Origin of the sequence: uncultured Sphingomonas sp. (assembly GCF_964244265.1) — a bacterium.
Classification (GTDB): Bacteria; Pseudomonadota; Alphaproteobacteria; order Sphingomonadales; family Sphingomonadaceae; genus Sphingomonas.
Genome location: NZ_CAXTHV010000008.1, coordinates 52,145 through 72,978 on the forward strand (window position 1 = coordinate 52,145; position 20,834 = coordinate 72,978).

Below are 20,834 nucleotides of genomic sequence, written 5' to 3' on the forward strand. Positions count from 1 at the left end.
TTTGCTCAGGCCGCACCTTCCGTGCCGCGACGGCGGCGTATCCATAGCGGCGCCAGGAACTGCCCGCGCCGCCGCGCCACGACCAGCAGCATGATCCCGAATGCGGTCGCGACGACGATCGCGGGCAACGACGCCTCGGCCCCGAACGCGCCGCCGGTGAGCAGGTCGGCGCCGGTCATGCGCGGGCGCAGGATGCCGTCCATCTCGCCGCCCGACACGGCGATGCCATAGATGCCGCCCTGCGCGAAGTTCCACGCGCCGTGCAGGCCGATCGCCGCCCACAGCCGGCGCGTCAGCATGTACACCGCCGCCAGCATGATCCCCGCCTCCAGCATGATCGCGACCGCCGCCAGCAGGGTCGCGTGGGGATTGCCGAGGTGGAGCGCGCCGAACAGGGCCGCCGACAACGCCAGCGCGGCCCAGGTGCCCAGCCACCGCTCGGTCAGCCGGAAGAAGAAGCCGCGAAAGAAGATCTCCTCGGTAAACCCCGACGAGATCGCGATCGCCAGCGCCGGGACCAGCACGCCGGCACCGTGATAGCCGATCACCCGATACCCCCCGAACGCCCAGATCACCGCGACCACCACCGAAAAGAGCGCCAAGCCGGTGCCGATGCCGATGCCGAGTTCGGGCAAGGCGTTGTCGAGCGACAATTCGCGCACGGGTCGGCGTTCGACGAAGCGGCAGAAGCCGGCATAGACCGCCGACAGGATCGCCGCCGCGCCGATGCCGACGATCAGGATGCCCGCCGGATCGGCACCGCGCCCCAGCATGGCATGCACGCCTAGGCTGAACAGCGAGATCGCGACCACGCCGGCCATCGTGGCCAGGATCGCCAGCCCCAGCAAGATGCCCGGATGGCGCAGCACCCGCCGCGCGGTGGAGGTCGTGTCGATATCATCCATGCCTTGATCCCCTGTCGGTCCCGCAGATTAGGCTCGGCGGTCCTTGCCGCCTGACGAGACGGATCCTAGGCCGCACGCACGACGGCGCAAGCGCTTGCCATCGCCGCGATCGTCGCCGAAGGAAGGTCAGGGTCCAAACTCAATCGGGATGGGGATCGTGACGGAGCCGATTTGAGCGCCAGGCAAGGAGCAAGGAGGGAGCGATGCCAAGCATCGTGACCGACGCGCGGTGCCGCCTGGCGCCCAAATCGGCCCGCCGCGGAGCGGTCGCCCGGAGCAGCTCGCCGAGCATCGTCGCTTGCTTGCGCGTAGCTTTGGCTACGCGTGTGCGCTACGCTCCTCGTCGGCGGGCTGCTCCGGGCGATCACGACCCCATCCCGGTTAAGTTTGGACCCTAAAAGGGGATTGTCGATGTTCCGACCGCTGACGCTGCTTGCCGCCATCATGCTGCTGGGAGCGGCGACGCCGGCGCCCGAGCACGAGCCGGTCACGATCGCGGTGACCGCCGCGCCGGCGCTCGGCGCGCATCTCGGCGGCCGGCTGATCGTGTTCGTCGAGCGCGTCGAGCCTGGCGCGAAACCCGCCGCCGCGGTCGATTTCTCGCCGTTCCGTCCGACCGGCGCGACGATCGCCGCGCGCGAGGTGACCGACCTGCAGCCCGGGCGCGTCGCGATGATCGATGCCGAGACCGACGCCTGGCCCGCTCCGCTCTCGACCCTGGCCGCCGGGACCTACCGCGTCCAGGCGGTGCTCGATCGGAACCACGATTACGATTATGCCGGGCGCGGCGCGGGTGATCTCGTCTCCAGGGTGGTCGAGGTGACGCTGCCCGGAAGGGCGCCGCCGGTCGTGCTGGATACCGTGGTGCCCACCCCCGATCCCGCCGCGCGGCTCGCCCGGCTGCCCGCGCCGATGCGCGGCCGGTTGCTCGCCAATCTCGACAAGGTGAAGGCGGTCGAAATTCCCAGCGCCGCGCTGACCGCCTTTGTCGGGCGGCCGATGTCGATCAGGGGCTGGATCGCGCTGCCGCCCGGTTATGACGGGACCAGGCGTTTCCCCACCGTTTACTCGGATGGCGGCTTCGGCAGCACCCTGGCGTCGGCGAAGTTCAGCGCGGCGGCGATGTCGGCGACGATGGCCGAGGGCGCCGCGCCGCCGATGATCTGGGTGTTCCTCGACCATAGCGGCGCCACCGGGACCAACGAATTCGCCGATTCGGCCAATAACGGCCCGTGGGGTGCCGCGCTGACGACCGAGGTGATCCCGACGCTCGAACGCCTCTATGCGATGGATGCGACCGTCCGGGGCCGGTTCCTGACCGGGCACAGCTCGGGCGGCTGGTCGTGCCTGTGGCTCCAGGTGCGCTATCCCCGGGTGTTCGGGGGCAGCTGGCCGACCTCGCCCGATCCCGGCGACTTTCACGACTTCACCAACATCAACCTCTATGCCGACGCCAATTTCTACTATGACGCCGACGGCAAGCCGCGCCCGCTGGTCCGCGACAAGGGCAAGGTGATCGCGACGATGGAGCAGTTCGCCCGCGCCGAGGCGGTGCTGGGCCAATATGGCGGCCAGATCGCCTCGTTCGAATGGGTGTTCTCGCCGCGCGGCGCCGATGGCCGCCCGGTGTCGCTGTTCGACCGCGCGACCGGCGCGATCGATCCGGCGGTCGCCGCCTATTGGCGCGACCATTACGACATCGCCTGGATCATTGCGCGCGATGCGGCGACGCTGAAGCCCGATCTCGACGGCAAGGTGCACCTGACCGTCGGCACTGCCGACACCTTCTATCTGGACGGCCCCGCCCACCTCCTCCAGGCGGCGATGGCCAAGGCGGGAATCAGGGCCGACTTCACCTATCTGCCGGGCAAGACGCACATGGACCTGTTCGTGCGCGGCACCGACAGCCAGGCGCTGCTCAAGGACATTGCCTGGGCGATGTACGGCGTCGCGCGGCCGGGGGCAAAGCGGCCCAGGGGATAACCGCCCGGCCCGCCCGGTCGCTGCTCACTTCACGCCCTCGCGCGCGCGCAGCGCGATCTTGCGATCGATGCCATAGGCATAGCCGCCCATGCTGCCGTCGCTGCGTTGCGCGCGATGGCACGGGATGACGATCGACACCGGGTTCGCGCCGCATGCGGTGCCCGCCGCACGGACCGCATTGGGGTTGCCGGCGATCGCGGCAAGTTCGCGATAGGTGCGCGTTTCGCCCAGGGGGATCGCGCGCAATGCCTGCCACACCGCCTCCTGGAAGGCGGTGCCCTGGACGTCGACCGGCAGGTCGCGGTCGCGGTCGGGCGATTCGACGCTTGCCACCACCTGCGCGGCGAGATCGGCCAGCGCCGCGCCGCCGGCGACGATCTCGGCGCGGGGAAAGCGCGTGGCCAGCGCCAGTGCGTCCTCGTCGAACGCCACCCGGCACAACCCCTTGTCGGTCGCCGCGACCAGCAGCCTGCCCAGACTGGTATCGGCGATCGTCCAGCGGATCGTCGCCCCCGCCCCGCCCTGGCGCCACGCGCTCGGCGTCATCCCCAGCCGGCGCGCGCCGTCCGCATAGAACCGGCTCGGCGCCGAATAGCCGGCTTCATAGATCGCCTCGGTCACGGTCGTCTCCCTGGTCAGCGCGCGCGCGGCGCGGGTCGCGCGCAGCCCGCGCGCATAGACCGCCGGGGTCACCCCGATGGCGCGTTTGAACAATCGGTGGAAATGGTGCGGCGCATAGCCGACCAGCGCGGCGAGTTCGTCGAGGCTGATCGGCGCCTCGGCCGCTTCCAGCAGCGCGACCGCGTCGGCCACCGCGATCCGGTCGCGGCCGACCGTGTCCGGCGTGCAGCGCAGGCACGCGCGATAGCCCGCGGCGCGGGCCGCCGCGCCGTCGACATGGAACGTGACGTGTTCGCGCCGGGGATGGCGCGCGGGGCAGCTCGGCTTGCAGTAGATGCCGGTGCTGCCGACCGCGACGACGAAGCGCCCGTCATAGGTGCGATCACGTGCCGCAAACGCTAGCCAAGCGGCTTCGGGATCGATGATGGAATCGCCGGTCATGAACATGATGTAGACCGCGCGGCGCCCGCCGGCATCCCGTACCTTGCGGTCAAAGCACGTTGACCGCATGGCGGCGATTGGCCATTTCGGGCGTCATCGTCGAAAGCCGATCGTCGAAAGGGAAGTCGCATGACGCTCTGGTGGCTGCTGTTCGCGATGACCGTGCCGGCACAAGCTGACGCCGCCGATCCGTGCGCGGTCCCCGGCGCGTGCCGCCGGATCGAGACGGTGCGGATCGAGACGCCGTCGGGCACGGTGCTCGCGGTGCCGGTCGACAAGACGCTGCCGTGGATCGCGCAGGACAATCTGATGCTATTCCCGGGTGATTCGGCGACCGTCAGGCTGGTCGAGCGCAACGGCGGACTGTTCCCCGAACTGGTGCGCAGCGGCGCGGCATCGGCGGCGACGCCGCCAGCCGACGGCCAGGTCCGCGTCACGGTCGCGCCCTATGCGCTCGGCAAATTGACCATGACGGTGGAAAGCAGATGGTCGGTGCCGCTCGATTACGGCGCGCTGATCGTCATTCCGTTGCCCGGCAAGACGCGCGCCGAGCGGACCAGCGTCTGCACCTTGCTACCCGGCAAGACCAATTACGAGCTTTGGAACCGGCCGATCCTGCAACTCGCGCTGTCCTCGTTCCGTCCGACGACCCAGCCGGGGTGCAAGACGATCGATGCCCGGCCGACGACCGACGTCCCGGCCGCCACCTGAGCCGGCTCACGGACATCACCGTGTTTCCCGCCGTCTCGAAACGCCCCGCAATACCGTGGCCTGGCGGCCAGGCCGTGGTCGCCGGGGTTGCAACGCCGCCCCCCCGATGCTAACCGCGCGCCAACCCATCGAGGGCGCTCCCGCCGGGGCCGCCCTCTTTTCATATGGGGCCATTTCCTGATGAGAAGGACCGGAATCGCGTGGAGTCGTCCAGCGGTACTTTGAGCGGCGGTATACAGGCGAGCCTGGCGGGCCGCTATGCCACCGCGCTGTTCGAGCTCGCGCGCGAGGCGAAGTCGATTCCCACGGTGGAGGCCAGCCTGGCCAAGGTGCGCGCCGCGCTCGACGAATCGCCCGACTTCAAGGCCCTGACCGCCAGCCCGCTGATCAGCCGCGTCGATGCCGGCAAGGGCGTCGCCGCCAGCGCCGGCGCGATGGCGCTCGATCTCACCACCACGCATTTCCTGGGTGTGCTGGCCGCCAATCGGCGGCTGAGCCAATTGCCCGCGATCATCCGCGCGTTTCGCGGCCTGGCGTCGCGCTGGCGGGGCGAGACCACCGCCGAGGTGACCAGCGCGCACCCGCTGGCCGAGGAGCAGGTCGTCGAGCTGAAGCAGCAATTGCGCCAGCGCGTCGGCCGTGAGGTCGCCGTCGATCTGTCGGTGGACAAGTCGCTGCTGGGCGGGCTGGTCGTCCGTATCGGCTCGCAGATGATCGATTCGTCGATCCGCACCCGTCTGAATTCCCTCGCGCACGCGATGAAAGGCTAAGAGTTACCGATGGATATCCGCGCCGCAGAAATCTCGAAGGTCATCAAGGACCAGATCGCCAATTTCGGCACCGAGGCGGAAGTCTCGGAGACCGGCCAGGTGCTGTCGGTCGGCGACGGCATCGCGCGCATCCACGGGCTCGACAATGTCCAGGCAGGCGAGATGGTCGAATTCTCGAACGGCGTGCAGGGCATGGCGCTGAACCTGGAGGCCGACAATGTCGGCGTCGTGATCTTCGGCTCTGACGCCGAGATCAAGGAAGGCGACGTCGTCAAGCGTACCGGAACGATCGTCGACGTGCCGGTCGGTCGCGGCCTGCTCGGCCGCGTCGTCGATGGTCTCGGCAACCCGATCGACGGCAAGGGCCCGATCGTCAGCGACCAGCGCAGCCGCGTGGAGGTGAAGGCGCCCGGCATCATCCCGCGCCAATCGGTGTCGGAGCCGATGCAGTCGGGCCTGAAGGCGATCGACGCGCTCGTGCCCGTCGGCCGCGGCCAGCGCGAGCTGATCATCGGCGACCGCCAGACCGGCAAGTCCGCCGTCGCGATCGACACCTTCATCAACCAGAAGGGCGTCAACGCCGGCGACGACGAATCGAAGAAGCTTTACTGCGTCTATGTCGCGGTCGGGCAGAAGCGTTCGACCGTCGCCCAGCTGGTCAAGACGCTGACCGAGAACGGCGCGATGGATTATTCGATCGTCGTCGCCGCAACCGCGTCGGAGCCCGCACCGCTGCAGTTCCTGGCGCCGTACACCGGCACCGCGATGGGCGAATATTTCCGCGACAACGGCATGCACGCGCTGATCGTGTTCGACGATCTGTCGAAGCAGGCGGTGGCGTACCGCCAGATGTCGCTGCTGCTGCGTCGGCCGCCGGGCCGCGAGGCTTATCCCGGCGACGTCTTCTACCTCCATTCGCGCCTGCTTGAGCGCGCCGCCAAGATGTCGGACAAGATGGGCGGCGGGTCGCTGACCGCGCTGCCGATCATCGAGACGCAGGCGGGCGACGTGTCGGCCTATATCCCGACCAACGTGATCTCGATCACCGACGGCCAGATCTTCCTCGAAACCGACCTGTTCTTCGCGGGTATCCGCCCGGCGATCAACGTTGGCCTGTCCGTGTCGCGCGTGGGTTCCGCCGCGCAGACCAAGGCGATGAAGAAGGTGTCCGGCTCGATCAAGCTCGAGCTGGCCCAATATCGCGAGATGGCGGCGTTCGCGCAGTTCGGCTCTGATCTCGACGCCTCGACGCAGAAGCTGCTCAACCGCGGCGCGCGCCTGACCGAATTGCTCAAGCAGCCGCAATTCAGCCCCCTCCCGTTCGAGGAGCAGACCGCTTCCATCTTCGCCGGCACCGCCGGCTACCTTGATACCGTGCCGGTCGAAGCGGTGGTGCGCTATGAGGCGGCGATGCTCGCCGACCTGCGCGCCAACCACGCCGACGTGCTGAAGGCGATCCGCGACGACAAGGACCTGAAGGACGGCACCCGCGACCAGCTCAAGGCTGCGCTCGACGCGTTCGGCAAGACGTTTGCATAACGGACGAGCCTTTTAGCCGTAATCTACTTCGGAGGCCGATATGACACTGATGAGATACGTGGTTATATTTGTCGCGACGTTGTCTGTCACTTCATGCGCGAACATCGATCCGAGTGAAGCTTGTAAGTCGAGAGTTTTGTCAAACCTCGCTAAAGTAAATACTGAGGTCATAGAAAACAGAATGTCTTCAGATTGGCGCAGAAATGCCCAAGAAATTAAGATTGCCTTCCAGAGCGTTGATACAACCAATTGTCGGCCGGGAACATTAAAGGGCATTGAGCAAGTTCTATCGGGCGCGGCGAATTTGAAGAAGTCGGCGGACGATTCTGAAACTATTGTAGACAAAATGTCACGTGCTATAAACCCCGAAGGTTTATCAAATGATGAAATGAGACGGGCATTTGATGAAATACGTGAAGGTGTTCTTATAATTCGAAGCTCGTGACGAGAGTTAAGTGATAGGGTTCTCCCAAAATGGCTAGTCTGAAAGCCCTCAAGATCCGTATCGGCTCGGTGAAGTCGACGCAGAAGATCACCAAGGCGATGAAGATGGTCGCCGCCGCCAAGCTGCGCCGCGCCCAGGAAGCGGCGGAGGCCGGGCGTCCTTATGCCGTGCGACTGGAAAAGGTGGTCGCCTCGATCGCCTCGACGATCACGGTCGGACCCAACTCACCCAGGCTGCTCGCCGGCACCGGCAAGGACCAGGTGCACCTCTTCGTGGTCGCGACCAGCGACAAGGGGTTGGCCGGCGCGTTCAACACCAACATCGCGCGCCTTGCCCGCCGTCGCGCGGCCGAGATGATTGCCGCCGGCAAGACCGTGAAGTTCTACACGATCGGCCGCAAGGGCCGTGCGGTGCTCGACCGCCAGTATCGCGACCTGATGATCCACGGCATCGAGCCCGGCGCGCTCGACAAGCTCCGCTTCGCCGACGCCCGCGGCTATGCCGACGACCTGATCGCGCGCTTCGAGGCGGGCGAATTCGACGTGGCGCATCTGTTCTATTCCAACTTCAAGTCGGTACTGACCCAGGAGCCCACCGAACAGCAGGTCATCCCGGTAAAATTATCCTCACAAGCGTCAGGATCGTCAAATTTGACGAGCGACGCGGCGGTGGAATACGAGCCCGACGAGGAGGAAATCCTGGCCGACCTGTTGCCGCGCAACGTCGCGATCCAGCTGTTCCGCGCGATGCGCGAGAATTCGGCGTCCGAACAGGGCAGCAAGATGACCGCGATGGACAATGCCACGCGCAACGCCGGCGACCTGATCAAGCGCCTGTCGATCCAATACAACCGCGCGCGCCAGGCCGCGATCACTACCGAGCTGGTCGAGATCATTTCCGGGGCGGAGGCGCTCTAGTGAATGCCGACGGTCATCATCATCGCCGGACTCCGGATCGAGATTTACACGAACGATCACCCGCCGCCACACTTCCACGTGACGGCGGGGAGTCGGCGGGCCAAGTTCGACATTGCGACGGGCACGATGCTACAGGGCGACTTGGACAAGAGGTCGATACGCAAGGTGCGGCGATGGATGGAATTCAATGGCGATTTGTTGATGCAGGTCTGGATCAGCTCCCGCCCCAAATAGACGATGACGAGATCGTCAGCGTCGGCGAGCCGATCTGGAACGTGATTGAGGTCGAAGCGATCGCGCCGCTGACCTTGGCGGTCGGATTCGAGAACGGGCTGAAAGGCAAGGTGCGGTTCGAGCCTTCTTATCTGCGCGGTCCCTTCGCGAAACTTTCGGACCCGGCCTATTTCGCGCGCGTCGGCGTCGCGCATGGCGCGGTCAGCTGGCCGAACGAGGAACCCGATATGGCGCCGGATACGATGTATGACGGCATCAAGGCTCATGGCGAATGGGTACTGCGATAACCGCAATGGACAACGCTGCCAGCAATGCTGGCGACTAAATTGGAACGAGGAAAGAAATGGCCACCACCGCCCCCATCGCAGAAAAGCCCGCGACGACCAACAATGTCGGCGTCATCAGCCAGGTGATCGGCGCGGTCGTCGACGTGAGTTTCCCGGACAACCTCCCGGCGATCCTTTCGGCGCTGGAGACCGACAATAACGGCAACCGGCTGGTACTCGAGGTCGCGCAGCACCTCGGCGAGAACACCGTCCGCACGATCGCGATGGATTCGACCGAGGGGCTGACCCGCGGCCAGAACGTCACCGACACCGGCTCGCAGATCCGCGTCCCCGTCGGCCCCAAGACGCTGGGCCGCATCCTCAACGTCATCGGCGAGCCGATCGACGAGCGCGGACCCGTCGATGCCGAGCTGACCTCGCCGATCCACGCCGACGCGCCGCTGTTCGTCGACCAGTCGACCGAAAATGCGATCCTGGTCACCGGCATCAAGGTCATCGACCTGCTCGCGCCCTATGCCAAGGGCGGCAAGATCGGCCTGTTCGGCGGCGCCGGCGTCGGCAAGACCGTGCTGATCCAGGAGCTGATCAACAACATCGCCAAGGGCCATGGCGGCACCAGCGTGTTCGCCGGCGTCGGCGAGCGGACGCGCGAGGGCAACGACCTGTATCACGAATTCCTCGATGCCGGCGTGATCGCCAAGGACGCCGAGGGCAATGCGATCAGCGAGGGATCGAAAGTCGCCCTGGTCTACGGCCAGATGAACGAGCCCCCCGGCGCCCGCGCGCGCGTCGCGCTATCGGGGCTGACCATCGCCGAATATTTCCGCGACGTCGAAGGCCAGGACGTGCTGTTCTTCGTCGACAACATCTTCCGCTTCACCCAGGCGGGCGCGGAAGTGTCGGCGCTGTTGGGGCGCATTCCGAGCGCCGTCGGCTATCAGCCGACGCTATCGACCGACATGGGCGCGCTGCAGGAGCGGATCACCTCGACCAACAAGGGGTCGATCACTTCGGTCCAGGCCGTCTACGTCCCCGCCGACGATCTGACCGATCCGGCGCCGGCGACGTCCTTCGCCCATCTGGACGCGACGACCGTCCTCAATCGTGCGATCTCCGAACTCGGTATCTATCCGGCGGTCGATCCGCTCGATTCGACCAGTCGCGTGCTCGAGCCGCGCGTCGTCGGCCAGGATCACTACGACACCGCGCGTGCGGTCCAGTCGATCCTGCAGAAGTACAAGTCGCTGCAGGACATCATCGCGATCCTGGGCATGGACGAGTTGTCCGAGGAAGATAAGCTGACCGTGTCGCGCGCGCGCAAGATCCAGCGCTTTCTGTCGCAGCCGTTCCACGTCGCCGAAGTGTTCACCAACATCCCCGGCGAGTTCGTGCAGATCGAGGATACGATCCGCAGCTTCAAGGCGGTGGTGAACGGCGAGTACGACCATTTGCCCGAATCGGCGTTCTACATGGTCGGCGGCATCGACGGCGCAATCGCCAAGGCGGAGAAGATGGCGGCGGAGGCCTGATCGACTCTTCCCCCTCGTTCCCGGCTCCCAAGTCATATCGGCCGGGCTGATCATCGCAGCCATCAAATTCTAAGGTCGCCATGCCCCTCCATTTCGAACTCGTCACGCCCGAAAAGCTGCTCCGGTCCGAGGAGGTGTACCAGGTCGTCGTTCCCGGTGCCGAGGGCGATTTCGGCGTCCTGGAAGGCCACGCGCCGTTCATGTCAACGATCCGCGACGGCAGCTTGCATATCTACAAGACCGACAAGAGCGAGCCCGAAATGCTGTCGATCCAGGGCGGTTTTGCCGAAGTGTCGAAGGCCGGATTGACAGTGCTGGCCGAACAGGCCGGAACCTGAAGTCTTTGCCAAACGCGCCGGCGATGCGTCCTAGGGTCGTCTTTTTGAGCCGGCAACGGCTGGTGGGGCGGACCAACGGCAGCTCCGCCTATCTGCTCGACCTCGCCGAGGCGGTCCGTGCCGCGGGGCTGGAACCCCACCTTGTCCAGCCGTCACCGGTCATCTTTGGCCGCATGCCGATCCTGCGCTTAAAGCCGGCGATGAAGCTCTTCGCCAGCCACGCCGTTCGCGGCGCGCTGCGCCTCGGCGACACGCTGATCGTGCTCAACCCGCGCGTCTATCTCGCCGCGGCGATCGGCGTGATAGCCGGGGTCGCGCGGCGGGCGGGCATCAGCGCCGACTGGGCGCGCGACCGCAAGCTCCCGCATGCAATCTCTACCCCTTGGACCGAGGCCGACTATGCTTTCGTGCGGCGGACGGTGAACCCGGACGATATTGTCCTTGCCGACTACATGTTTCAGATCGAGGGGCTGACCGCGCTTCCCGCCCCGCCCCGCGCCAGCGCGATCGTGATGCACGATCTCTATCATACCCGGACGCAAAGCGCGGCGCGGCTGGGTGCCGACGATTCGATCGGCGCGATCTCGGTTGAGGAGGAAGCAGCCTGCTTTGCTCGCGCCGACGCGGTGATCGCGATCCAGGAGAACGAGGCCGACTTTGTTCGCCGCGCGGTGCCCGGGGTTGCGGCGATCCTTGCACCCATGTCTTACGCGACGCACGCCACGCCCCAGCCGGGCGAGGATGACCGCATTCTGTTCGTTGGCAGCAACACTCCCCCCAATGTGATCGGCCTGCAATGGCTGTTCGACCACGTCTGGCCGCTCGTCCGGACGGCGCGGCCGGCGGCGCGGCTGGACATTGCGGGTACCGTGGCGCGCGGAATCGCCGCTCCGTCGCCGCAAGGCGTGCAGTTTCTCGGCCTCGTCGACGATCTCGACACGCTTTACGCGGGCGCCGGGGTGGTGATCTCGCCGTTGACCTATGGCTCGGGGCTCAAGGTAAAGCTGATTGAGGCCTTGGCGCAGGGCAAGGCGATCGTCGCCACCGGCATCACCCTCCAGGGAGTCGAGGCGATTGCGGGCGAGGCAGTACGCGCCGCCAACGCCCCCGAAGAGTTCGCCGCCGCTATCGCCGATCTATGCGCCGATCCGACGGCGCGCGCGACCCTGGCGAAACGCGCGCTTGACGTCGCCGAGGCTCATTTCTCTCCCCGAGCCGCGCACGCGGAGTTCATCAACTGGCTGACGCGCAAGGCCGCTTGGCGGCGCGGCGTGGCTATGGGCGAGTCGCTCCCTCAGACGCCGCACCGTCGTACAACGGGCTTCGCCGGGCGAGATGGTTAGGCAATTATCAAACTCTGGGCCCTATCATGTGGAGGTGAGCATAAGGAAACGGGTGGAATGAGTGCATTCGGGCGTCGACCGGGCGCGGCGGGACCTGGAGCGCGCCCCGCCTTCGGGGTCGCCCGGCCGATGCAGGGCGCCGGCGGGGGCCGCCTGGAGGCTGACCATACCGAGCAGTTCCCCCCGCTTCCAGGGGGTGTGGACGGCGATCCGCTGGTCCCGCCCGGCGCGCCGATGGACGCGATGGCGCGCCTGGCCGAGCGCCAGAATGCCAGCGGGGAGGCCGGCACCTCGCGCGGCGAGGGGTTCGAGGCGTCGATCCACAAGATCAAGGAACAGGTATTGCCGCGCCTGCTTGAGCGCGTCGATCCCGAAGCGGCTGCCACGCTCAACAAGGACGAGCTGGCCGAGGAATTTCGGCCGATCATCGGCGAGGTGCTTGCCGAACTGAAGCTGACGCTCAACCGTCGCGAGCAGTTTGCGCTGGAAAAGGTGCTGGTCGACGAGCTGCTCGGCCTGGGGCCGCTGGAGGAGCTGCTCGCCGATCCCGACATTTCGGACATCATGGTCAACGGTCCCGACCAGACCTATATCGAAAAGAAGGGCCAGCTGATCATCGCGCCGATCCAGTTTCGCGACGAGGAACATCTGTTCCAGATCGCGCAACGCATCTGCAACTCGGTCGGCAGGCGTGTCGACCAGACCACGCCGCTGGCCGACGCCCGCCTGAAGGACGGTAGCCGCGTCAACGTGATCGTGCCGCCCCTATCCCTGCGCGGCACCGCTATCTCAATCCGCAAATTTTCGGACAAGCCGATCACGCTCGACATGATGGCCGGTTTCGGCTCGATGTCGCCGAAGATGGCGACCGCGCTGAAGATCGCCGGCGCCTGCCGGTTCAACATCGTCATTTCGGGGGGTACAGGGTCGGGCAAGACGACGATGCTCAACGCCTTGTCGAAGATGATCGACCCGGGCGAGCGCGTGCTGACGATCGAGGATGCCGCCGAGCTTCGCCTCCAGCAGCCACACTGGCTGCCGCTCGAAACGCGCCCCGCCAACCTCGAAGGTCAGGGCGAGATCACCATCCGCGATCTGGTCAAGAATGCGCTGCGCATGCGACCGGACCGCATCATTCTGGGCGAAATTCGCGGGTCGGAATGTTTCGACCTGCTCGCTGCGATGAATACGGGCCATGACGGATCGATGTGCACGCTCCACGCCAACTCCCCGCGCGAATGCCTGGGCCGCATGGAAAACATGGTGATGATGGGAGACATCAAGATCCCCAAGGAAGCGATCAGCCGTCAGATCGCCGATTCGGTCGAGCTGATCGTTCAGGTAAAGCGCCTGCGCGACGGGTCGCGACGCGTGACCAACGTCACCGAGGTGATCGGGATGGAAGGCCCGGTGATCGTCACCCAGGAATTGTTCAAGTTCGAATATCTCGACGAATCCGCGGAAGGCAAGATCGTCGGCGAGTACCGCTCGATGGGCCTGCGCCCCTATACCCTGGAAAAGGCACGGCAATTCGGCTTTGACCAGGCCTATCTGGAGGCTTGCCTCTGACCGGCCTGATATCAGGTCTTTGCCGGGGGACCCACATTCGCGGTTAACCGCCGGCTAACCCCATTTTCGCGTCTCCCGCGTCGCGCTACACGATGGCGATGCGTCGCCACCTTGCCTTTGCATCCTCTCTCCTTTACCTGCTCGCCGCGCTTGGCGCGGCAAACGCCGCGGGTCGGCCGCTGCCGGAAGCGGCCTTCCAGCCCGACCGGTCGGTATTGGCGGCCGACAGCGAGGCGCAGTGGGTGACGTTCGAGCTGACCCCGGGCAATCAGATCCGCTTTGCGATGACGATCGACGGCCGCACGGCGACCGGGATCCTGGACACCGGGGTAAGCAATTCGGTGCTGTCGGCGCGCTGGGCCCTGGCGGCGGGGATCAGGCCGCGTGGGGTCCAGACGGCCGAGGCGGTCGCGGGCAGCGTCACCTTCGGCTGGGCCGAGGGCCGGGCGATCACCATCGGCGGGATGACGCGCAGCGGCGGGCGTATGGCGGTGGTGACACTGCCCGACGATGCGACGGGCGGATCGACACCTGTCGATGCGCTGATCGGGCGCGACCTGATCGCGCGCTATGCGCTCGACATCGATTTTGCCAACCGCCGGTTCCGCTTGCTGCCCAGCGGCCGGCTGCCCTTTGTCGGCGATGCTGCGCCGCTGGCGATCTCCCCCCGCCAGCAGGTCTATGTCACCGACCTGACGATCGGCGGCCGACGGCTTAAACCCGTAATCGTTGATACCGGCGACGGCGCGACAGTGACGCTCTCGACCGAGGCGTGGCGGTCGCTGGGGGTGGCGTTGCCGGCGTCGACCACGACGATCTCGTACAGCGTCGCGGGTCCGGTGCTGACCGAACTCACCGAATTGCCGGCGGTGTCGATCGGCGCAACGCGTTTGCGCGGGGCCGAAACGCGGATCGAGCCGCAAGGCGGCTTTTCGGCGCGATTGGGGGTCAGCGGGCGGATCGGCATGGGTTTCCTCCAGCGCTATCGGGTATTGCTTGATCCCCTAGCAGGCAGGATGGTGCTTGCGGCCAACCCCGATGCCGACAAGCCGCCGATCAAGTCGACCAGCGGCCTGTTGTTCACCATGGCGGGCGACCGGCTGCGCGTAATCCATGTCATGCGCGGGGGTCCCGCCGCGGGCGGGGCATGGCGCGTCGGCGACCAGATCTGCGCCATCGATGGCGTCCGCATCGCCGCGGATTATCCGCGCACGGCGCTGGCCAACTGGCCGATCGGCGTGCCGGGCCGTATGGTCGAGCTGGGCCTGTGCGGCGGATCGTCGCGGTCGCTGACGCTGGAGCGATTCTATTGACCATTGCCGTGGCACGGTGGCGACCGTGGCAGGTGATAGTGGCGATGACCGCGCTCGCGCTGCTGGTTCGCGCGATCGACTTCGGCAATCCGGTGATCCATGTCGACGAGCAATATTACCTGCTGGTCGGCGACCGATTGTGGTCGGGGGCAACGCCTTATCTCGACATCTGGGATCGCAAGCCGATCGGGCTGTTCCTGCTCTACGCCGCGATTCGCGCGCTGCCGGGGGACGGCATCCTTGCCTATCAACTGGTCGCGACCGGGTTCGCCGCCACGACGGCGCTGATCGTTGATCGGGCCGCGCGACGCGTGGGGGCTAGCCCGGCGGGGGCCGTGGCCGCCGGCGCCGCCTATCTGGTCTGGCTGTCGGCGCTTGGCGGGCGTGGGGGGCAGTCGCCCGTCTTCTACAATCTATTCGTCGCCATGGCGGCGCTGGTCGCGCTGCACCTGCCCCTCCGCGCCGCCGCCGGACGACAATGGGCGATCCTGGCATGGGGCGCGTTCGCCTGTCTGCTGGGCGGGATCGCCATCCAGCTTAAATATACGCCGGCGATCGAGGGCGTCTATATCGGCATCGTCCACCTGGTGTTTCTGCGTCGCGCGGGGGCAGGCTGGCGGCGGGTTGCCTTGGCCGGGCTCTGCTGGGCCGCGTGCGGATTGGCGCCGACGCTGGGGGCGATAGTCTGGTATCGCCTGCTGGGAACCCAAGCCTTTGCCGCCTTCTGGTTTGCCAACGTGACGTCGATCGGATTGCGGGCGGGCTATCCGGCCGATCAGCTGGCGATGCGCCTGCTCGGAATCGGCGCGATCCTGTCGCCGCTGATCGCCTCGGCGGCCCTGGGGTGGCGCCGGCGGGATTGGTCGCCGGAGACGGCAATCGCGGCCGGCTGGATCGGCGCGGCACTGGTCGGCTTTCTGGCGATCGGGACCTTCTTTGATCATTATGCCTTGCCGCTGCTCGCCCCGCTCGCGGTGACGGCCGGGGAGGCGTTCGGACGATCACCGCGGCTGGGCGTGGCGATGCTGGCGATCGGACTGGCGGTCAACGGGATTGCCTGGGAGATGCGTTCCGACGATGCGGCCGGCGCGCGCACCGTGGCCGCTTTGGTCCAGCGCAACAGCACCGGGCGGGGCTGTCCCTATGTCTTCATCGGCGACACCATCACCTACCAGCTTGCCCGCGTCTGCCTGCCGACGGCCTATGCCTTTCCCAATCTGCTCGCCTACACGACCGAGCGAGGCGCTACCGGTATTGACGAAGCAGCCGAGGTACGGCGGATCCTTGCCAACCGTCCGCCGGTAATCGTGACGTCCGATCGGCGGCTGTCGATCTGGAATCCGGCCAGCCTGCGCTTGGTCAAGGCGGCGCTGTCCGCCGATTACCGCCCGGTTATGGCAACGCCACGTTCGGGGTATCGCACCATCGTCTATCTGCGTCGCGACCTTGCGCTGCGGCGATAATCGTTATCCGATACGGTCGATCTTATCCTGTAGGCGGGCAAGCTCGGCCTTCAGCGCGGCGACATCATCGCCGCCCATGACCGGCGCCATGCCTGCTGCCTCGTCGGCCGGTACGGTCGGCGCCGCGCCGCCGATGTTGGGCTTGAAGGCCTGCGTCGCTGCCTCGAACATGGCGAGGTTCCGCTTGGCCATTTCGGCGAAGGGGGAATTGGCAAACGCGCCCTCCACCGCCGACTTGAACTGTTCCTGGTTGCGGCGAAAACTGTTCATCGACGCTTCGAGATAGCCGGGTACCATCGCCTGCATCGAGTCGCCGTACATCGAGATGAGCTGGCGTAGGAAGTTGACCGGCAGCATCGTCTGGCCGCGTGATTCTTCTTCCATGATGATCTGGGTCAGGACATTGTGCGTGATGTCCTCGTCCGACTTGGCATCGACGACCTTGAAGTCACGGCCTTCACGAGTCATCCCTGCGAGATGGTCCAGCGTGATGTAAGAGGAGCTTTCGGTATTATAGAGCCGACGATTGGCGTATTTCTTGATGATGACCGGGCCATTGCCGGCAGCCTGCTTTTTCATGTGGAGCGCCCCTGGTGATACCGGTTGCTATAACACCCTTAGTTGATGCGCCGCAACACGTGCAGCATGGCCCCCGGCCGTTGCCACTTTTCCTGGATATGCTGCGCGAACAAACCGCAGCATCGCGCGAACGCCGGACGGCCGCGCTCGCCGGATTGCGCGCCTATCAGCAAGCGCTGCGCGGGCCGCCGCCACAGCCGATGACGGCAATCGATCGCCGCGGCACGGCACGGCTGTACGATTATGGCGGCATCGGGCGCGCAGTGATCTTCGTGCCGTCGCTGATCAATCCGGCGCTGATCCTCGACCTGTCGCCCGCAACGTCGTTGCTGCGCTGGCTGGCCCGCGAGGGCGCGCATCCGTACCTGCTCGACTGGGGAACGCCGCAGCCCGCCGATGCCGCGCTGGACATTACCGGACATGTCGAACGCATCCTGTTGCCGCTGATCGCCGGCCTTGCCGAGCCGCCGGTCCTAGTCGGCTATTGCCTGGGCGGGACAATGGCGCTGGCGGCGGCGGCGAGCATGCACGTCGCGGGCTGCGTGGCGATCGCAACGCCGTGGCATTTCGAGGGGTTCGGCGACGCGGCGCGCGCCGATCTCGCCATGCTATGGGAGGCGGCGCGGCCGGGGTGCGAGGCGATGGGACTGGTGCCCGCCGAGGTTCTGCAGGCGGGATTCTGGCGGCTCGACCCGGCACGCATCATCGCCAAATACGAGGCATTCGGGGCACTCGACCCGGCGAGCGATGCCGCACGCACCTTCGTCGCGATGGAGGATTGGGCCAATAGCGGCGCGGCGCTGACACTGGCGGCGGGACGGCAGCTGTTCGAGGAATTCATCGGCGGCGACCGCACCGGGCGCGGCGGCTGGTCCGTTGGCGGCAGGGTGGTCGATCCCCAAGCCCTGCCGTGCCCGACGCTGGAATTTGTGTCGACCACCGACCGCATCGTACCCCGCGCCAGCGCCGCCGGACTGGCGGATCGCCGCGACCTGGCCCTGGGCCATGTCGGCATGATCGTCGGCAGCCGCGCCCGTGCGGCGCTGTGGGAGCCGCTGGCGGCGTGGTTGCGGGCCCAATAGATTATTCAGGCGCGACATTTAGTCAGCATTGCCACCCAGTGACCTTTAGACGAGCGCTGTCTTCGTCAGAAGGCCGTTTGCACGTCGCAAGGATTGATGCGACCTTCAGCCAAGACGATTCCCCAGCCCTGTCAGTAATTCATATTGCGACATGCCTGACGCCGCCGCCGCGTCCGGCAGGTCGAAGTCCACCGCCAGCCAGTCGCCTTCCCCGACATGGGCCCGGCTCACGTCGACTGCCACCAGGTCCATCGACACGCGGCCGAGCACCGGGCAGGCGACGTCGCCGGCATATGCCCGGCCGGTTCCCGAAAACCCCCGGAAGTACCCGTCGGCATAGCCGATATTGAGGATCGCGACCTCGACCGGCGTGGCTGCACGATAGGTCGCATTGTAGCCGATCGTGGCGCCGGCGGGGACGTGCCGGCGTTGCAGCACCTGCGCTTCGATCCGCGCGACCGGCGCGATCCGGCCGGCGAGTTCGGCGCGGGGGACGCCGCCGTATAGCGCCAGGCCGGGGCGGGTCAGGTCGAATGCATAGTCGCTGCCCAAGGCGATGCCGGCCGAATTGGCGAGGCTCAGACGCTTCGCCGTGATGCCGGCGGCTGCACCGACGAACCGCGCGCGTTGCACGGCGTTCAGCGGCGAGTCCTCGTCGGCCGAAGCGAGGTGGCTCATCAGCGTCTCGACCGCCAGGCCGTCGAGCAGGCTGGCGGCATCCTCCGCCAGTCCCAGCCGGTTCATGCCCGTATCGATCATCACGTCGCACGCGCCGCCGCACGCCGCCCGCCAGCGCGCGACCTGGGCCGGCGTGCTGAGCACAGGCCGGGCGATGCCGGTCATGGCGCCGGCCATGTCGTCTTCACGCACGCCGTGGAGCACCGACAAAGCGGGCAAATCCAACGGTGCCAGTGCCTCCGCCTCGGCCCAGGTCGCGACGAAAAAGTCGCGACATCCCGCCGTTGCCAGCGTGCGCGCCGCCCAGGCCGCGCCGAGCCCATAGCCGTCGGCCTTGACCGCCGCACCGCAGGCCGCGCCGCCGCTCAGTGCGGCGAGCGTCCGCCAGTTGGCGGCGAGCGCGCCGGCGTCACGGATCAGGCGTAGCGGAGGGGACATGGTCGGCGGATAGCCGTGCCGATGCATTCGCGCCAGCATCGCCCGCGAACGTCTCGCCGCGCCATTTCAGCCCCCAGAGCGATACCAGCAACGCGACCGCGACGACCGCCATCGTGTACCACAGGCCGGCATAGGGATCGCCGGTGCGCGCGACGATATACTGGCTGATGAAGGGCAGGAAACCGCCGAAATAGCCAGTGCCGAGATGATAGGGGATCGACATCGAGCTGTAGCGGATCGCTGGCGGGAACATTTCCGCCAGCAACGCCGCGACCGGGCCATAGGTCGCTCCCGCCAGCGCGCCCATCACCAGGATCGCGAACAGGATGACGGCGATGTGCCGGGCATCGGGGCGGACGCGCGCGAGGTCATAGCCGGCGGCGGCCAGCGCCGCGTCGAGGCCGGCCGGACTGGTGTCGGCGACCGCATCGCCGCCGATGGTGACGGCGATCGCGGGGGTCACCTCCTTGGTATAGGCAACGCCCTTCTTCGAAAAATAATCGAGCAGCCGGCCGCATATGTCGGCCTGCTTGGCGGCGAACGGATCATAGGCGCAATGCGGCCCGGTGACGATCACCGGGGCGCGACGCGCGGCGCGGGCCAACCCTGGATTGGCGGCGCTGCCCATCGTCCAGAAGATCGGAAACAGCAGCACCAGCGTCATCGCATAGCCGATCACGATCGGCGCCTTGCGGCCGACCCGGTCGGACAGGCGGCCGAACAGGATGAACCAGAACAGCCCGGCGCCGCCGCCGAACCCGACGATGAGCTGGGCCATCGTCTCGTCGACGCGCATCGTCGACTGGAGGAATTGCAGCGTGCTGAACAAGGCGGTGTACCAGATGACGGTAAGCCCGGCGGCGATGCCGAACAGCGCGACGAACAGCCGTTTCAGATTGCCGGAATAGGTGAAGCTGGCGACGAACGGGTTGCGGACCAGTTCGCCCCGCGCCTTGATCGCGCAAAATACCGGGCTTTCCGACAGCTTCAGCCGCATCCACAGCGATATCGCGAGCAGCGCCAGCGAGAACAGGAACGGGAACCGCCACGCCCAGCCGTCCCACGCCGTGGGCGTCACCGCCGCCTTGGTCAGGAGGACGATGGCCAGGCTGAGGATAAAGCCGCCGGCGACGCACGCCTGGATGAAGCTGGTATAGAACCCCGCTTTGCCCGGCGGCGAATGTTCGGCGACATAGATCGCAGCCCCACCATATTCGCCGCCCAGCGCCAGCCCCTGGAGGATCCGCAGCAGGATCACGATCGCCGGCGCCCACAGGCCGATCGACGCCGCCGACGGCACCAGCCCGACCCCGGCGGTCGCCACGCCCATCAGCGTGATGGTGACGAGGAAGGTGTATTTGCGTCCCAGCCGGTCGCCGAGGAACCCGAACAGGATCGCGCCCAGCGGCCGGAAACCGAAGCCGACCGCAAACCCCGCCCAGGCCAGCAGGGTCTGGACCATCTCGTTGCCGGCGGGGAAGAAAGTGCGGCCGATGATGCCGCTGGCCGCGAGCGTCCCATAGATGAAGAAATCGTACCATTCGAACGCGGTGCCGAGCGACGAGGCGGTGATGACCAGCCGGATGTCCGCAGCGCTGGGCTCTGCCGGCAGGCCCTCGGCCGCGATCGTCGTCATCACTTCCTCCCCG

Annotated in this window: 20 protein-coding genes; 15 read left to right on the forward strand and 5 right to left on the reverse strand. The window is 66.7% G+C overall.

The window, feature by feature from the left end; all coding sequences use genetic code 11:
- Nucleotides 1-5 precede the first annotated feature (5 nt).
- A complete protein-coding gene (locus ACFE7K_RS04825) occupies nucleotides 6-905 on the reverse strand; it encodes a lysostaphin resistance A-like protein (protein ID WP_375397034.1) in 900 nt (299 codons plus the stop codon).
- Nucleotides 906-1,316: 411 nt separating this feature from the next.
- Between ACFE7K_RS04825 and ACFE7K_RS04830 the strand changes: the two genes are divergently transcribed.
- Complete coding sequence (locus tag ACFE7K_RS04830; protein WP_375397035.1) at nucleotides 1,317-2,888, forward strand: alpha/beta hydrolase-fold protein; 1,572 nt, start codon at nucleotides 1,317-1,319, stop codon at nucleotides 2,886-2,888.
- A gap of 24 nt (nucleotides 2,889-2,912) precedes the next feature.
- Here the strand turns inward: ACFE7K_RS04830 and ACFE7K_RS04835 are convergent, their stop codons facing one another.
- On the reverse strand, nucleotides 2,913-3,950 hold the full coding sequence (locus ACFE7K_RS04835) for a bifunctional transcriptional activator/DNA repair enzyme AdaA (protein ID WP_375397036.1): 1,038 nt from the start codon (nucleotides 3,948-3,950) through the stop codon (nucleotides 2,913-2,915).
- 129 nt (nucleotides 3,951-4,079) lie between these two features.
- Between ACFE7K_RS04835 and ACFE7K_RS04840 the strand changes: the two genes are divergently transcribed.
- From ACFE7K_RS04840 to ACFE7K_RS04900, 13 genes are all read left to right on the forward strand, one after another.
- Nucleotides 4,080-4,661, forward strand: a complete 582-nt coding sequence (locus tag ACFE7K_RS04840) for a hypothetical protein (RefSeq protein ID WP_375397037.1) — start codon at nucleotides 4,080-4,082, stop codon at nucleotides 4,659-4,661.
- A 164-nt stretch (nucleotides 4,662-4,825) separates the two neighbouring features.
- Complete coding sequence (locus ACFE7K_RS04845) at nucleotides 4,826-5,431, forward strand: F0F1 ATP synthase subunit delta (protein WP_375397038.1); 606 nt, start codon at nucleotides 4,826-4,828, stop codon at nucleotides 5,429-5,431.
- 9 nt (nucleotides 5,432-5,440) lie between these two features.
- Nucleotides 5,441-6,970 (forward strand): F0F1 ATP synthase subunit alpha, encoded by a 1,530-nt coding sequence (gene atpA / locus ACFE7K_RS04850; protein ID WP_375397039.1) that lies wholly within the window; start codon nucleotides 5,441-5,443, stop codon nucleotides 6,968-6,970.
- Nucleotides 6,971-7,019: 49 nt separating this feature from the next.
- Nucleotides 7,020-7,415 (forward strand): hypothetical protein, encoded by a 396-nt coding sequence (locus ACFE7K_RS04855; RefSeq protein WP_375397040.1) that lies wholly within the window; start codon nucleotides 7,020-7,022, stop codon nucleotides 7,413-7,415.
- 29 nt (nucleotides 7,416-7,444) lie between these two features.
- Nucleotides 7,445-8,332, forward strand: a complete 888-nt coding sequence (locus tag ACFE7K_RS04860) for a F0F1 ATP synthase subunit gamma (protein ID WP_375397041.1) — start codon at nucleotides 7,445-7,447, stop codon at nucleotides 8,330-8,332.
- Between the two features lie 3 nt (nucleotides 8,333-8,335).
- Nucleotides 8,336-8,566: a DUF4160 domain-containing protein gene (locus ACFE7K_RS04865; RefSeq protein WP_375397042.1), complete on the forward strand. Its 231-nt coding sequence runs from the start codon at nucleotides 8,336-8,338 to the stop codon at nucleotides 8,564-8,566.
- Nucleotides 8,506-8,853, forward strand: a complete 348-nt coding sequence (locus tag ACFE7K_RS04870; protein WP_375397043.1) for a DUF2442 domain-containing protein — start codon at nucleotides 8,506-8,508, stop codon at nucleotides 8,851-8,853. The genes ACFE7K_RS04865 and ACFE7K_RS04870 overlap by 61 nt, the downstream gene beginning before the upstream one ends.
- A 56-nt stretch (nucleotides 8,854-8,909) precedes the next feature.
- Complete coding sequence (gene atpD / locus ACFE7K_RS04875) at nucleotides 8,910-10,382, forward strand: F0F1 ATP synthase subunit beta (RefSeq protein ID WP_375397044.1); 1,473 nt, start codon at nucleotides 8,910-8,912, stop codon at nucleotides 10,380-10,382.
- An 80-nt stretch (nucleotides 10,383-10,462) separates the two neighbouring features.
- Complete coding sequence (locus tag ACFE7K_RS04880; RefSeq protein WP_375397045.1) at nucleotides 10,463-10,720, forward strand: ATP synthase F1 subunit epsilon; 258 nt, start codon at nucleotides 10,463-10,465, stop codon at nucleotides 10,718-10,720.
- 23 nt (nucleotides 10,721-10,743) lie between these two features.
- Nucleotides 10,744-12,063, forward strand: a complete 1,320-nt coding sequence (locus tag ACFE7K_RS04885) for a glycosyltransferase (RefSeq protein WP_375397046.1) — start codon at nucleotides 10,744-10,746, stop codon at nucleotides 12,061-12,063.
- A gap of 57 nt (nucleotides 12,064-12,120) precedes the next feature.
- Nucleotides 12,121-13,632: a CpaF family protein gene (locus ACFE7K_RS04890; protein ID WP_375397047.1), complete on the forward strand. Its 1,512-nt coding sequence runs from the start codon at nucleotides 12,121-12,123 to the stop codon at nucleotides 13,630-13,632.
- Between the two features lie 98 nt (nucleotides 13,633-13,730).
- Nucleotides 13,731-14,945, forward strand: a complete 1,215-nt coding sequence (locus ACFE7K_RS04895; RefSeq protein ID WP_375397048.1) for an aspartyl protease family protein — start codon at nucleotides 13,731-13,733, stop codon at nucleotides 14,943-14,945.
- 8 nt (nucleotides 14,946-14,953) lie between these two features.
- Nucleotides 14,954-16,408, forward strand: coding sequence for a hypothetical protein (locus ACFE7K_RS04900; protein ID WP_375397049.1), 1,455 nt, complete (start codon nucleotides 14,954-14,956; stop codon nucleotides 16,406-16,408).
- 3 nt (nucleotides 16,409-16,411) lie between these two features.
- Here the strand turns inward: ACFE7K_RS04900 and phaR are convergent, their stop codons facing one another.
- Nucleotides 16,412-16,987 (reverse strand): polyhydroxyalkanoate synthesis repressor PhaR, encoded by a 576-nt coding sequence (gene phaR / locus ACFE7K_RS04905; protein ID WP_375397050.1) that lies wholly within the window; start codon nucleotides 16,985-16,987, stop codon nucleotides 16,412-16,414.
- Between the two features lie 98 nt (nucleotides 16,988-17,085).
- Here phaR and ACFE7K_RS04910 point away from each other — a divergent pair, with 98 nt between their 5' ends.
- Complete coding sequence (locus ACFE7K_RS04910) at nucleotides 17,086-18,069, forward strand: alpha/beta fold hydrolase (RefSeq protein WP_375397051.1); 984 nt, start codon at nucleotides 17,086-17,088, stop codon at nucleotides 18,067-18,069.
- 105 nt (nucleotides 18,070-18,174) lie between these two features.
- On the opposite strand, the gene ACFE7K_RS04915 is transcribed toward ACFE7K_RS04910, so the two are convergent.
- Both ACFE7K_RS04915 and ACFE7K_RS04920 read right to left on the reverse strand, forming a co-directional pair.
- Nucleotides 18,175-19,185, reverse strand: a complete 1,011-nt coding sequence (locus ACFE7K_RS04915; protein ID WP_375397052.1) for an alanine racemase — start codon at nucleotides 19,183-19,185, stop codon at nucleotides 18,175-18,177.
- On the reverse strand, nucleotides 19,157-20,821 hold the full coding sequence (locus ACFE7K_RS04920; RefSeq protein ID WP_375397053.1) for an MFS transporter: 1,665 nt from the start codon (nucleotides 20,819-20,821) through the stop codon (nucleotides 19,157-19,159). Before ACFE7K_RS04920 ends, ACFE7K_RS04915 begins: the two co-directional genes overlap by 29 nt.
- Between the last annotated feature and the right edge of the window lie 13 nt (nucleotides 20,822-20,834).

What these genes read in the sequence shown, in the direction of transcription:
- atpA (WP_375397039.1), top strand. Translation starts at nt 5,441, where the DNA reads ATGGATATCCGCGCCGCAGAAATCTCGAAGGTCATCAAGGACCAGATC.
- ACFE7K_RS04840 (WP_375397037.1), top strand. Translation starts at nt 4,080, where the DNA reads ATGACGCTCTGGTGGCTGCTGTTCGCGATGACCGTGCCGGCACAAGCT.
- ACFE7K_RS04895 (WP_375397048.1), top strand. Translation starts at nt 13,731, where the DNA reads ATGCGTCGCCACCTTGCCTTTGCATCCTCTCTCCTTTACCTGCTCGCC.
- phaR (WP_375397050.1), bottom strand. Translation starts at nt 16,987, where the DNA reads ATGAAAAAGCAGGCTGCCGGCAATGGCCCGGTCATCATCAAGAAATAC.
- ACFE7K_RS04915 (WP_375397052.1), bottom strand. Translation starts at nt 19,185, where the DNA reads ATGTCCCCTCCGCTACGCCTGATCCGTGACGCCGGCGCGCTCGCCGCC.
- ACFE7K_RS04855 (WP_375397040.1), top strand. Translation starts at nt 7,020, where the DNA reads ATGAGATACGTGGTTATATTTGTCGCGACGTTGTCTGTCACTTCATGC.
- ACFE7K_RS04890 (WP_375397047.1), top strand. Translation starts at nt 12,121, where the DNA reads ATGAGTGCATTCGGGCGTCGACCGGGCGCGGCGGGACCTGGAGCGCGC.
- atpD (WP_375397044.1), top strand. Translation starts at nt 8,910, where the DNA reads ATGGCCACCACCGCCCCCATCGCAGAAAAGCCCGCGACGACCAACAAT.
- ACFE7K_RS04880 (WP_375397045.1), top strand. Translation starts at nt 10,463, where the DNA reads ATGCCCCTCCATTTCGAACTCGTCACGCCCGAAAAGCTGCTCCGGTCC.
- ACFE7K_RS04865 (WP_375397042.1), top strand. Translation starts at nt 8,336, where the DNA reads ATGCCGACGGTCATCATCATCGCCGGACTCCGGATCGAGATTTACACG.
- ACFE7K_RS04885 (WP_375397046.1), top strand. Translation starts at nt 10,744, where the DNA reads ATGCGTCCTAGGGTCGTCTTTTTGAGCCGGCAACGGCTGGTGGGGCGG.
- ACFE7K_RS04845 (WP_375397038.1), top strand. Translation starts at nt 4,826, where the DNA reads ATGGGGCCATTTCCTGATGAGAAGGACCGGAATCGCGTGGAGTCGTCC.
- ACFE7K_RS04870 (WP_375397043.1), top strand. Translation starts at nt 8,506, where the DNA reads ATGGATGGAATTCAATGGCGATTTGTTGATGCAGGTCTGGATCAGCTC.
- ACFE7K_RS04920 (WP_375397053.1), bottom strand. Translation starts at nt 20,821, where the DNA reads ATGACGACGATCGCGGCCGAGGGCCTGCCGGCAGAGCCCAGCGCTGCG.
- ACFE7K_RS04910 (WP_375397051.1), top strand. Translation starts at nt 17,086, where the DNA reads ATGCTGCGCGAACAAACCGCAGCATCGCGCGAACGCCGGACGGCCGCG.
- ACFE7K_RS04860 (WP_375397041.1), top strand. Translation starts at nt 7,445, where the DNA reads ATGGCTAGTCTGAAAGCCCTCAAGATCCGTATCGGCTCGGTGAAGTCG.
- ACFE7K_RS04830 (WP_375397035.1), top strand. Translation starts at nt 1,317, where the DNA reads ATGTTCCGACCGCTGACGCTGCTTGCCGCCATCATGCTGCTGGGAGCG.
- ACFE7K_RS04835 (WP_375397036.1), bottom strand. Translation starts at nt 3,950, where the DNA reads ATGACCGGCGATTCCATCATCGATCCCGAAGCCGCTTGGCTAGCGTTT.
- ACFE7K_RS04825 (WP_375397034.1), bottom strand. Translation starts at nt 905, where the DNA reads ATGGATGATATCGACACGACCTCCACCGCGCGGCGGGTGCTGCGCCAT.